Here is an 11,997-nt window from a genome sequence, read left to right on the forward strand (position 1 = left end):
AAAATACCCATATGAACCAGTCTCTTAACTCCCTTCCTGATGATCCAGTTTTACTCAAGGCCATGGTGCTGGCGTTGCAGGGAAAGGTTGAGAGTTTACAAGCCAATGAGCAGGCCCATCTGGTTCTGATCACATGGTTCAAACAAGCTTTGGCCAAGTTGCGCAGGCAACGCTTTGGCGCATCTTCAGAAAAGATCGACCGCGAGATTGCCCAGCTTGAACTGGCGCTGGAAAACCTGGAGACTGCCCACCCATGCCAGGAGCCGGAAGATGAGCAGTTGCCCGTGCCGGAACTGGCCACCTCCACACTTGAAGAGCCCCCCAAACCGACCCGCGGCAAACCTCGGGTGCGTAGCGATGTGGAACGCGAGCGGGTCACTCTGCAGTCACCCAAAGCGTGCCCCGAGTGTGGCGGCGAGCTGCGGCTCATCGGGGAGGATGTGTCTGAGCTGGTGGAGTTCATCACCGCAAAGCTAAAGGTGATTGAAACGGCGCGGCCCAAGACGTCCTGCCGGGTGTGCGAGAAAATCGTGCAAGCTCCAGCACCAACCCGGCCCATTGAAAAATCCAGTGCCGGAGCCAGCTTACTGGCGCATATTCTGATCTCCAAGTTCGATGATCATTTGCCGCTATACCGTCAGAACGAAATCCTTGCCCGGCATGGCATTGATATTCCCCGCTCTACTCTGTCGGACTGGTGCGGGCTTGCCATGAAAACGCTGGCTCCGCTGAGCGAACTGCTTAAAGCTGAGGTGATGCTCTCAGATCGCTTGCATACCGATGACACACCCATTGATGTCCTGGGTCGCCAGTTCAAGGCGGCGAGCGGTTCCGGCAAAGCTTCGAGGCAGGGCCGGATCTGGACCTATGTGCGCGATGATCGCCCCTTCGCAGGAGAGGCCCCGCCTATTGCTGCCTATTGGTTCTCCGCAAATCGCAAGGCTGACAACCCGCGATGCCACCTCAAAGAGTTTTCCGGCATTCTGCAGGCCGATGCCTATGCCGGCTACAAGCAGCTTTATGACAGCGGGGACATTAAAGAAGCCGCCTGTTGGGCGCATTGGCGCCGCGACTTCCATGATATCTTCACCGCCACCAAATCAGAACTGGCCAGATACGCACTGGAGCAGATCGGTAAGCTTTATGACATTGAACGTCAGATCAGCGGAAAACCACCAGACCTGCGGCATGAAGTGAGGCAGAAGCACAGTAAACCCATCGCTCAGGCCTTCAAGGCCTGGTGCGAGGCTCAGCTTACCCGCATCTCAGGCAAATCACCGCTGGCCAAAGCCATCCGTTATGGCCTCTCCCGTTGGCACGCCTTCACCTTATTCCTCGACGAGGGCCGCGTCGCGATCGACAACAATGCGGTTGAGCGCGCAGTCAGACCTATCGCACTGGGCCGTAAGAACTTCTTATTTGCCGGATCAATGGCCGGCGGAGAAACTCTGGCAGACGCCATGACGTTGATTGAAACCGCCAAACTCAATGGTCTCAACCCGCAGGAATATCTCACAGATGTCCTTGCCCGCATCAACGATCACATGATCAACCGCCTCCACGAGCTCCTGCCATGGAACTGGAAGCCGGACGCAAAATCACAGCGTCAAGCCCAAATCATGGCGCCTTGAGCGGACGGTTACCTTTGTATTTGGCTTTGGCAAACTTATGTCGGCGATCAGCATTGGCTTTAAACGGCATGAAGTGAATCTTCATTGAAGGAAATATCAGCCGGAATATACGCCTGAAGCGTATTTATGCAACAGCGCCCCTATGACGGTGAGCCAACACGAAGGGTCCTTGAGACACGGTATGGAGATGACGTTGAGATTATCATTCCCCCACCCAAAACAGCTGTTTTAAGTCCTGAGGCTGACCGGAATCCGTCATCGCGAGATAAACATATTCTTTCGATCAAAGACAAAGGGCGCCTCGGTTGGCAAAAACAAACAGGCTACAATCAGCGCTCGCGAATTGAAACGCAGATGGGACGCTGGAAGCAAGTCATCGGCAACAAACTGAAGGCACGCACCTTTAACAATCAGAGGACCGAAACAAAGATTGGCGTTAGCATTTTCAACACAATAACCAAACTCGGCAGGCCCGCGTTCGAAGCAATCCCATGACCTGAATTTACGGGTTTGGGCGTGCTTTAAGCTATTCACGACCCCTGCAACAAGGCCGTGTTGCATGATCAATATCCACGCTACGTTCTGCCATGATCTCTTCAAGATCCCGATAGGATACAGGATACCGTAGATAAAAGGTCACTGCATAAAGCACTACTGATTTGGGATAGTGACAGCCCTTGAAATCGATCGTCATTGAGAAGTCATGCTCCTGCGTTCCGAACCAGTATATGGCAGAATATCAGTCGAGAGAAAAACTTTGCGACACAACCCAATGCCTTTGCACGTTCGGCATTGAATTGATGACCAGCGCTTCCCTCCGATTGAACTTGCTATCCATTTTAGTTGTTTACTCAACTCCTGCATGGTTGCAGACAACTAGATTGACGATAAGTTGCTCACAGCAAACATCTTTTGTACACCTGATTGGGAAGTACCCATACCGGCAATAAGAACCGCTAGGGATGAGAAAAATGAGAAGAATAATCCCCAAACCGGCGGCCTCGTATTTGAGAACGCTCAACACAGTTTCGAGGATCACCAAGCTTTTAGTTGTATCCAGCCCTTTCATATTTCCAACATCCACACTAGCTGACAAGATAGAAGCTATAAAGGATTGTGCAACTTGTCCTGAACTCCGTCTTATCAATGGCGGGGAGTACACGATCGGACTGACAAAGTACGAAAAGTATCACCGTCGCGATGCAAATAAAAAGATACGCGTCCAAAACTACTACATAGGCACATACGAAGTCACACTCGATGAATATTTTGTGTGCGTTGAGGAGGGTATATGTGACGCTCCAGACGTAAAATTTAACTTAAAAAAGCAAGGTAAGCAGCCCGTTATGGCTGTTAGCTGGAAAGATGCCGTCACTTATGCTGCGTTTCTAACCCAAAGAACTGGAAGGAAGTACCGTCTCCCCTCTGAAGTAGAGTGGGAGTTTGCAGCAAGCGCAAGAACAGAAACGCGTTATTGGTGGGGCAATGAAGCTTCACACGATTTTATGAATTATGGCCAGGAGCCATCTGGTGGCCTGCTTAAACCTCCACATACAGACTGGAAAGAGCCTGCGAATGTAGGCTCGTACCCCCCAAACCCGTATGAGCTATATGACATGAACGGAAATGCTGCAGAGTGGGTATCTGACTGTGATGATCGAAAAGAACTAGCAACAACGGGGAAAGCGGCAATCGCTCTTTATCCAGATGACGCATCACCAATACTTCCAATGGTCGGCCAGATTTGCGGAATGCGTGTTGTAAAGGGCGGTTCTTACTTAAATGCGGATTACTATGCACGAAATAGATTTGGCTTCGCGTTTTTTGACGGTGGCGCTGAACTATCAGCAGTGGGCCTTGGATTTCGAGTAGCCTCCGATAAACGTTAAATAATGAGGAATAATTCTCCAGTGTCTGTGTATAATATCGCCGCCGAAATGCGGCTTGATCTAATTGCCAATTTAGAAAAATACAAAGGTGAGTTTGATCAGAAGATCGCTGAGCTTCCAGCAGGCCTAAGTGGCGCGCTAACCTCTACAGACGAAGCAAGAGTTATCGGTGTATACATTGGAGTTTCCCCTGGTGTTCCAAGTCCAATACCTGGGCTTTCATTTGTTGGCGGCGAAGGACAAATTCTTGTCGGCTACGATACTTTAACAAGAGAAACTAAGGTCTTTGCATATGGCGGAGTAACTGTCGGAGGATCTGCGGGTCTCCCTGGTCTCAAGGACCTAGGAAATGTCGCTAGCGGATACTTTATGTTTGATGGGCCTTTGAGTGAAATTCCCGGTCCTTCGTATGGCCTTCAAGCTGCGACAGGAATATCCGTAGGTTATTCGCGATCACCTTCAGGCTTTAGTATGGTTCAAATTGGTGCAGAATGGGGAGCAGCCGCAGAATTAACTTTAGGCTATACGTTTGGCGCTTCAGGAGAACTTACAGTTGACTGGATAGCAACTGAAAAAAATCTCAGGATACTATATTCAGATATACCTAATTTTCTAGAAGAGATGCTCGTTGAGTTGGCGTTAGCAAAAAGTCTGGGTGGAGAGTATCGCGCCGAATTTATTGAAAAATATGACCTATTGATAGCTGGAGGTTGCTTCCTCGCAGGCACCCCAATTTTGCTGTCAGATGGACATAAAAAGCCGATTGAAGAGATCGTGATTGGTGACGTGGTGCAGTCCTATAATGCAGTAGGTAAGCTGGTTTCTAGCCGGGTTACCAAGATCTATCGTAAACAGTCCCAGTTGTCAGTGCTGGATGTATTCTCCCCAAAAGCGCTGGTTGAAAATTCGGCATGGTTCAAAACAGCGGTTTTTAGTGAACACAAGGCACGGGTTTCCCTGCCAAGAAAAGGCATAGAACTCGCAGCGTAAATTAGCTTGATCAGGCGGCCCGTTTGAAACGCTTAAACCCCATCATCTCTAGCCAATTTGGATGTGGTGTTCCGGTCAGCACCTCTGCCGGTGTCTTGCCTTGCATATAGCTGTGTTCACTGCGAAGGAACACTTGGTGGTTCAGATAAAACCGGACCAGCTCCAGACGTTTGGAAGTGATTTGTTTACGGGGATCCAGGTAAGGGCGGAGCCTGCTGTTGAAGTTCTCCACGATCGAGCTGCACCGAGGTGTTGCAGCAATCGCGCTCAGCACTTCCTCTTCGATTTCTTCAAACCGTGACCCCAACTGTGATGCCAGCGCATCTACCTTGTTGTGGTACTTGGGTGTTTGGTTGTCGTATCGGGTCACGTAGCATACATCCCAGACATCTTGAGCCGTGACACGGTAACGGGCCGCAATCTGCTGGAACTCCTGGTTCAGGACATGACTGGCAGCAAGGAGGTTTTCCTTTTGATGTTTCAGGGACGCTACAAAGGCCGCGATGCGAGGCAGGCTATCAGCAACCGTGGACAATTCTTCCATGACGAAGTCGAAAAGCATCTCTCTATCAATAGGATTGTGGCCTGGCAGTTGCAAAATGTCATATTGGAGCCAGGAACTGAGTGTGGAGACATGACGGTAGAGATCCTCAGCCCTTGCCGTTGCCTTACTGGCATGAGCAAGCTTAACTGAGAGGGTATGTCCCTTACGTTTTTGCTTTGCTCGCTCCATTCCTTGAAGTAACTTGTTTTGATGGGTGAGTGCTGATTTCTTCCTATTTTTCAAATACCTGACCAATTCTTTGCAGACTTTAATCAGGTGGAAGTGGTCAAAGCGATGTTCGGTGTCAGGCAGTACTTCTTTGAACGCGCATACCATCCCGGAACCATAATCGCTGATATTCACATCTGGATCAAAGCCTTGCTCGATCAGATCAAGGAGATGTATGGACCAGGTTTCCGCATCGCGACCATCTTCGCGGGCAAGGCTCGCACAGTAACGACTTGTCACATCGACGACCGCCAGATGGGGCTTGTTGCGGTGATAGATTTCATCAGAAGCGCTCTGCTTGACTGAAGCAAGGCAATATGAAGCCTTGTATTTAGCCGCTTTATGGCAAGCGGCGTCATTGATGTTGAAAATTGTTCCGAGGCTCATCTGCGTGTCAAACACGTCGTTAAGCAACGTTTGTATATTCCGGTAGCTCGCCTTGCAAATCAGCGACATTCCCAGGACGACTTGGCGAAGAAACGGTTTAGTGACTGGCAGGTGGAACAAAATCTGTTCTTCAGGGTTGGGTTCCAGAAAGGCATTGTTAACCGCGGCTTGGACTCGAAGCTTTTGAGTATAGACAGTGTTTCTGCAGACCTGATTTTGTTGAGATACTTTGGCTATATTGCCTGCGGTGATGACCTGGAGGCCAATAAATTTCTTACATTCCGGCGATAAACGTGTCTGCATGTACGGGCTCTTTGATTGATAAGCAATGAATAGTCGGCTCTGAGGGGCCAGGATAATGCAATCAACCTGCGCGAAGTGTGTCTTGTTTGGAAATGGCAGCGACACAAAAGTGTTCACTCGATTTGAACCATGCCTAAAAACGTTGCCACCTGACCCTCAACCTGATCCAACAGATCCGGCACAACGGTTGGATCGGCAACCGTATCCTCAGTCAGTTCAGAACATACGATTTCGCCGGTATTTAGATCAAGGCCAAGGTGAATTTTGCGCCAGGTTCTGCGCTTTATCCTGGTTCCATGCTTGGTTTCCTGCCATTCTCCGGCACCAAAGATCTTAACGCCTGTACTATCGATTACCAGCGCTACTGGCTCAGAGTTCGTTCGCGGTTTGGGATTTGAAAGTTTCAAGCCATCTGCGCGGCGCGACAGGGTTGAAAAGTCAGGAACCGGTAAAACCAACTCCATCAAATGGAACACAGACCTCACAAACCCTTGAGTCTGCCTCAAAGCAAGACCGAATACGACCCGGATCTGCAAACAGGTTTCAATGGCAAGCTCTGAACACTTGGCGGGCCGTCCACGTCGTTGGTTCTCGGGTGCAAACCAAGCCTTGGCAGCGCTCTCTTCAATCCAAACCGTGACATCGCCGCGACGACGCAAGCTTTCATTATACTTCGACCAGTTCGTCACTTTGTATTTGGCTTTGGCAAACTTATGTCGGCGATCAGCATTGGCTTTAAACGGCATGAAGTGAATCTTCATTGAAGGAAATATCAGCCGGAATATACGCCTGAAGAGTATTTATGCAACAGCGCCGGTTTTATCAGCCATTTTTACCTCGACCTATTGGTCAGCTCCCTTTTTTTCCCTTCACAGCAGTAATAACTATCCTTGCAGCTGTAAAAGGAGGTATAAATATAATTAGAAACCAGATTATTGATGTATACTTTGAAGGCTCGGCTTCTTTCATGAAAAGGTAATAAAAAATTACTGCAAACATCCAAACTAGAAACTCTTGCCGGTGATACTTCCAAGCACCATTCCAATTGCATTTACTTATGTTTATCATTGAGTCACTCTGCATTCTTTGAGGTATGTGGCGATTATTGCGGCGCCTCGGCAGCTCGCGCGTTTTCTTGCTTGCAGCTCATTCCGTATGCATTCGTTGCGGAGGTTTGTAATACGACTGCGACATTGTCTGTAGCCCACGACGCATTTTATTCCCCCAGTCTTTAGTTGCAATGCGGGATGCGGTGATGCGGTCTGCATACTGGCATGTCCAACCGTTTTTTAGGGTGCTATCAAGTTAACTCTAGGACCAGTCCTGGCTAGTAAGTGTTGAGTATGACTTCTGCACCGATCAGTTACAAACGCCAGTGTTTTCCGCCACAGATTATCTCCCATGTTGTTTGGCTCTATCACCGCGTTTCCCTCAGTCTGCGGAACGTGTCAACGACTTTGAGACAGTGGCTTTTGGAGGCATTGCCAAGTTGTTTGAGGTCGGATTTTGAGTTAGTAAATCCCAATGAAAATACCGAGCTCCTTTGCCCGCCTGAAGGGGTACCGTTTTCCTCGTGAGGTCATTGCATATGCCGTTTGGGCATACCATCGTTTTGCAATGAGCACCGCTGATGTTGAGGACCTCCTGGCAGAGCGCGGTGTTATAGTCAGCCGGGAAACTGTTCGGCTTTGGATTAACCGCTTTGGTCGCCATTTCGCCGATTGCATCCGCAAAGATCGGCCAAAGCCAAATAATTGTTATGACCTGCAATCATAATCGACTCGGCTTGCAATCATCGCGTTTTTCGGCTCGAATTATTTGCATCTATCCGAGGGGGCAAACCCACATTATTTGCGAATGAACTCAGATTGTTTGCAACCCCCTGTGTCAGGGATGTTGTCCGCTATTCTATTTTTCTCTATTTTAAGGTGGGCGGGATAGGAAGATGACGTGGGATATTCACCGGAACGAAAAGCGGCAGTGCTTAAGCGGATGCTGCCACCGGGCAACATAGCCATTCGGCAGTTGTCGCGCGAGGAAGGGATTTGCGAGGCGACGCTCCATAAATGGCGGGCTGAGGCGCGCGGCAAAGGCCAGCTTTTGCCCTGCGCTGACACGAGCCCTGAGGGATGGTCCTCGCGTGATAAGTTTGCCGCTGTGTTGGAAACGGCGGCGTTGAATGAGGCTGATTTGGGCGAATACTGCCGCAAGCGCGGGCTCTATCCGGCGCAGATCGCTGCATGGCGGGTCGCTTGTGAGCAGGCAAATGACTGGGACCGCGCCAGCACTGCGCGTCTTGGTCAAGCGACGAAAGAAGAGAAAAAGAAGGTTAAGGATCTGGAACGGGAACTGGCCCGAAAGGAGAAAGCTCTGGCTGAGGCTGCTGCGTTGCTTATTGTCAGTGCTGGATGTATTCTCCCCAAAAGCGCTGGTTGAAAATTCCCCACTTTTTCAGCTTTGACTTTTGTTTGAAGGGGCATGCCCCTTCAAACAAAAGTTGGCCAAACTCTCCTCTACGTTCCTGTTGGAAAGAAGGGGTGTGGAGGAGTGGTCAATCTAGGGAAGATCGTAATGATCCATAATTTGAAGCAGCAGGGACTGTCTGTAAGTGCCATAGCGCGCAAAGCCGGGCTGGATAGAAAGACGGTCAGCAAATACTTACACCAAGGCCTTGAAGCTCCTGTCTACGGCCCCCGCCAGCGTGACGGGCGTGTACTGGAGGAATACAAAGGCTATTTACTTGAGCGACTGGAGCGGTTTCCCGGTCTATCTGCCCGGCGCTTGCTTCGTGAGCTGAAGACACTGGGGTTTAAGGGCGGTTACTCCACTGTAACGGAATATCTTCGCCTGATCCGTCCAGCTCCTCCGCATGCATTTGAACGGCGCTTTGAGACAGCACCAGGCCAGCAGGCACAGGTAGATTTTGCTGAGTTTCAGGTGGAGTTCACCAGTGAACCAGATGTGGTGCGAAAAGTCTTTTTGTTTTCAATGGTGCTGAGTAATTCACGGTTTTTGTGGGGGCGCTATTGTGCCAATCAAAAACTAGAGACAGTCCTGCGTTGTCATATCGCGGCCTTTGAGGTCTTCGGCGGAGCGACACTGGAAGTCCTGTATGATCGCATGAAGACAGCCGTTCTGGGAGAGGAGCCAGATGGCACTGTTCTTTTTAATCCTGCTCTTGTCGCTCTTCTGGACCATTATGGCGCTCAGCCGGATGCCTGCCAGCCCTACCGGGCCAAAACCAAGGGCAAGGTGGAGCGGCCATTTCGTTACATCCGGCAGGATTTTTTCCTTGGTCGTACGTTCCGCGATCTGGACGATCTTAATGCCCAGTTCACACGCTGGTGCAAGGAAATTGCCAATGTCCGTGTTCATGCCACCACCAACCGTGTGGTGGGCGAGGTCTTTGGAGAGGAACAGCCCGCTCTGATCCCTTTGCCAGCGCACCCTTATGATGCTGTTTTACTGGTGGAGCGGCGGGTCACGCGTGATGGCATGGTCTCCGTTGGAGGTAATCTTTATTCAGTGCCGGACACCGTTAAGAAACGGATGGTCGAAGTCCAGCATCACCCGCAAGAGGTGCGCATCTATGAAAACGGTCAGCTCATCGCCACCCATCCGGTCATGGAGGGAAAGAACCAGCGCCGGGTTGATCCATGCCATCGCAAGGCTCCTCCACGGGCAACACAGCGCCGTCGTCTGGCTGCGGAGCCAACCAAACACAGCGGTGTAAACCAACGCCCACTGGAGTTCTATGAAGCGGTAGGCCAACGACTTGCCAGTACTGGAGGTAAGCCATGAGTTCGCTCAGTAAACGCATTCAGTCTTCACTGGTAGGCTTAAAAATGCCGCGGGCTTTAGAGGTGCTCGACCACACGCTGAGCCAATTGGAACAAGGGGAACTCACGGCACTGGAGGCCCTGGATTCTCTGCTCAATGAAGAATATTCAACACGCGAGGGCCGCCGTATCGGCGTCGCCCTGACGACAGCGCGGCTTACTCCGATAAAAACACTGGAAAGCTTCGACTTTACCTTCCAGCCCTCGCTGGACAGGGATCGCATCATGGCTCTAGCCGAACTGGAGTTCATCACTCGCAATGAAGTGGTACACTTTCTCGGTCCACCTGGTACAGGAAAGAGCCATCTGGCAACTGCTCTTGGGGTTGCAGCCGTTAAAGCGGGTAAACGGGTGTATCGCATTGCTTTAGCTCACCTCATCGAAGCCTTGGCAAAAGCTGAAAAAGAAGGGCGGTTGACTGAGAAACTACGCTTCTTTGCACGAACTTCACTGCTAATCGTCGATGAAATCGGTTATCTGCCAATTACCAATGGGGGAGCAAACTTGTTCTTCCAGCTCGTCAATGCCAAATATGAAAAGGGATCCATGATCCTCACCTCAAACCGTGGCTTTGCGGAATGGGGTGAGATCTTTGGTGATCGCGTTATTGCCACAGCCCTTCTCGATCGGCTTTTGCATCATGCCGTCGTCATCCAGATCGAAGGTGCTAGTTATCGGTTGCGCAGCCATGCGGACCTCATGCCAGAGCACGTACGGGCTAACGCTTCAATAGCTCCACCTCCACCACCAAAACGACGCGGCAGGCCACCCAAAAAGGAGAGTTAGACCCACAGACAAGGCTGGTCACCAAATACTCAAACTGAGGACTTTCCGTCCAGCACATGTGGGGAAATTTGACTCAGCATTGACACTTATTCTCAGAAAAAAGGTCTCAGCGATCTGGGGGGGCGCAGAGGACGCATGATCAGCACCCCAGATCGCACAACCGCAGTCGCTCTGATCAACGAGGCTGTCACCGCTGGCGCACGACGCCTCATGGCCTGCGCAGAGCTGGAGATCAGTGAGCGGACATTCAGGAGATGGACGAAAGACGGCCAAATTCAGCCCGATCAGCGGCCTATTGTGCCGCGCCTGGAGCCAGCTAATAAGCTCAGCGAGTATGAGCGTGCCGCAGTGCTGGAGGTCTGTAATTCAGAGGAATTCGCCAGCTTGCCACCCAGCCAGATTGTACCAAAACTGGCCGATCAAGGCCGATATCTGGCGTCTGAATCCAGCTTTTACCGCATCCTGCGCACAGATGGTCAGCAGCATCACCGTGGCCGTGCCAAGCCTCCTGTACGGCGCAAACCACCCACCAGTTATCAGGCCAGAGGGCCCTGCCAGGTGTGGACATGGGACATAACCTGGATGCCCGGACCGATTGCGGGCATGTTCTTCTACCTTTATCTGATCGTGGACATTTTCAGCCGGAAAATCGTCGGCTGGGAAGTGCATGAGCGAGAGAGCGCAGAACGAGCTGCTAAGCTCATCGAAAAGGCGGTGCTGGCCCAGGGCTGTGTTCTGAAACCTCTGGTCCTCCACGCAGATAACGGCAGCCCAATGAAGGGGGCTACCATGAAAACAACGATGGAAAGGCTGGGCATTACAGCGTCCTACAGCCGACCACGTGTCAGCAACGACAATCCCTTTTCAGAAGCGTTATTCCGAACCTGCAAATACCGCCCTGACTGGCCCTCCAGGGGATTTGCCACAAAGGCCGATGCGCAGGCGTGGGTAAAATCCTTCGTCATCTGGTATAACAGCGAGCACTTGCACAGCGCGATCCGCTTCGTTACGCCAGACGCGCGCCATGCAGGGCAGGACCGAGCAACGCTCGACAAACGTGCCAGGATTTATGCAAATGCACGTGCGCAAAAGCCAGAACGCTGGTCAGGAAAAACACGCAACTGGCTACCTGAAGGACCCGTCTGGCTAAACCCGGAACGCGAAATCAGAGACGCTGCATGAAATTGGCGGACAACTTGTTTGACAAACACCGAGGGCAAAGGAATTTATTGCCCCAAGCACCAAAACAATCCAAGTCGATAACACCTCACTTATTCTAGCAACAGATGGCTTTTGGGCCGAACTGAGTGAAAAAGAGCAAAACGCTTTTGTAGCTGGTCACGAAATCGGGATCACATCTGCTTGTGACGACAAAAGCATCTTATGTATTGAGGCGTCTG

Annotated in this window: 10 protein-coding genes and 3 pseudogenes; 10 read left to right on the forward strand and 3 right to left on the reverse strand. The window is 50.9% G+C overall.

The window, feature by feature from the left end:
• Nucleotides 1-11: 11 nt before the first annotated feature.
• Entirely contained in the window at nt 12-1,631 is a 1,620-nt protein-coding gene (locus BLS62_RS00860) for an IS66 family transposase (RefSeq protein WP_093175372.1), read from the forward strand.
• A gap of 126 nt (nt 1,632-1,757) precedes the next feature.
• Complete coding sequence (locus tag BLS62_RS00865) at nt 1,758-2,126, forward strand: hypothetical protein (RefSeq protein WP_093175376.1); 369 nt, start codon at nt 1,758-1,760, stop codon at nt 2,124-2,126.
• Between the two features lie 58 nt (nt 2,127-2,184).
• On the opposite strand, the pseudogene BLS62_RS00870 reads toward BLS62_RS00865, so the two are convergent.
• Nucleotides 2,185-2,325: pseudogene (locus BLS62_RS00870) on the reverse strand (IS6 family transposase); the annotation flags it as partial.
• Between the two features lie 277 nt (nt 2,326-2,602).
• On the opposite strand from BLS62_RS00870, the gene BLS62_RS00875 reads away from it, so the two are divergent.
• Together BLS62_RS00875 and BLS62_RS00880 are read left to right on the forward strand one after the other, a co-directional pair.
• Entirely contained in the window at nt 2,603-3,520 is a 918-nt protein-coding gene (locus BLS62_RS00875) for a formylglycine-generating enzyme family protein (RefSeq protein WP_159436449.1), read from the forward strand.
• A 21-nt stretch (nt 3,521-3,541) separates the two neighbouring features.
• Complete coding sequence (locus tag BLS62_RS00880; protein ID WP_093175384.1) at nt 3,542-4,510, forward strand: Hint domain-containing protein; 969 nt, start codon at nt 3,542-3,544, stop codon at nt 4,508-4,510.
• 10 nt (nt 4,511-4,520) lie between these two features.
• Here BLS62_RS00880 and BLS62_RS00885 read toward each other — a convergent pair whose 3' ends face one another.
• Both BLS62_RS00885 and BLS62_RS00890 read right to left on the reverse strand, forming a co-directional pair.
• Nucleotides 4,521-6,089: a transposase gene (locus BLS62_RS00885; protein ID WP_143521468.1), complete on the reverse strand. Its 1,569-nt coding sequence runs from the start codon at nt 6,087-6,089 to the stop codon at nt 4,521-4,523.
• Entirely contained in the window at nt 6,086-6,733 is a 648-nt protein-coding gene (locus tag BLS62_RS00890) for an IS5 family transposase (protein WP_093175393.1), read from the reverse strand. The genes BLS62_RS00885 and BLS62_RS00890 overlap by 4 nt, the downstream gene beginning before the upstream one ends.
• A gap of 582 nt (nt 6,734-7,315) precedes the next feature.
• On the opposite strand from BLS62_RS00890, the pseudogene BLS62_RS31950 reads away from it, so the two are divergent.
• The 6 genes and pseudogenes from BLS62_RS31950 to BLS62_RS00920 form a co-directional block, all read left to right on the forward strand.
• Nucleotides 7,316-7,420, forward strand: a pseudogene (locus BLS62_RS31950) (IS6 family transposase); the annotation flags it as partial.
• A gap of 76 nt (nt 7,421-7,496) precedes the next feature.
• Nucleotides 7,497-7,727: pseudogene (locus BLS62_RS00900) on the forward strand (IS6 family transposase); the annotation flags it as partial.
• A 195-nt stretch (nt 7,728-7,922) separates the two neighbouring features.
• On the forward strand, nt 7,923-8,408 hold the full coding sequence (locus BLS62_RS00905) for a transposase (RefSeq protein ID WP_093175402.1): 486 nt from the start codon (nt 7,923-7,925) through the stop codon (nt 8,406-8,408).
• A gap of 111 nt (nt 8,409-8,519) precedes the next feature.
• The gene (istA, locus tag BLS62_RS00910) at nt 8,520-9,773 is read left to right on the forward strand and encodes an IS21 family transposase (protein ID WP_093176876.1); all 1,254 of its coding nucleotides are present in this window, start codon (nt 8,520-8,522) and stop codon (nt 9,771-9,773) included.
• Entirely contained in the window at nt 9,770-10,597 is an 828-nt protein-coding gene (istB, locus tag BLS62_RS00915) for an IS21-like element helper ATPase IstB (protein WP_093175407.1), read from the forward strand. The genes istA and istB overlap by 4 nt, the downstream gene beginning before the upstream one ends.
• Nucleotides 10,598-10,732: 135 nt before the next feature.
• Nucleotides 10,733-11,779, forward strand: a complete 1,047-nt coding sequence (locus BLS62_RS00920) for an IS3 family transposase (protein ID WP_093175412.1) — start codon at nt 10,733-10,735, stop codon at nt 11,777-11,779.
• The last annotated feature ends 218 nt before the right edge of the window (nt 11,780-11,997 follow it).

The organism is Pseudovibrio sp. Tun.PSC04-5.I4, from assembly GCF_900104145.1.
In the GTDB taxonomy this organism is placed as follows: domain Bacteria; phylum Pseudomonadota; class Alphaproteobacteria; order Rhizobiales; family Stappiaceae; genus Pseudovibrio.

Bases quoted from the DNA above. Each gene is read 5' to 3' on its own strand.
- BLS62_RS00890 (WP_093175393.1), bottom strand. From the start codon at position 6,733: ATGAAGATTCACTTCATGCCGTTTAAAGCCAATGCTGATCGCCGACAT.
- BLS62_RS00860 (WP_093175372.1), top strand. From the start codon at position 12: ATGAACCAGTCTCTTAACTCCCTTCCTGATGATCCAGTTTTACTCAAG.
- BLS62_RS00920 (WP_093175412.1), top strand. From the start codon at position 10,733: ATGATCAGCACCCCAGATCGCACAACCGCAGTCGCTCTGATCAACGAG.
- BLS62_RS00865 (WP_093175376.1), top strand. From the start codon at position 1,758: ATGCAACAGCGCCCCTATGACGGTGAGCCAACACGAAGGGTCCTTGAG.
- istB (WP_093175407.1), top strand. From the start codon at position 9,770: ATGAGTTCGCTCAGTAAACGCATTCAGTCTTCACTGGTAGGCTTAAAA.
- BLS62_RS00875 (WP_159436449.1), top strand. From the start codon at position 2,603: ATGAGAAGAATAATCCCCAAACCGGCGGCCTCGTATTTGAGAACGCTC.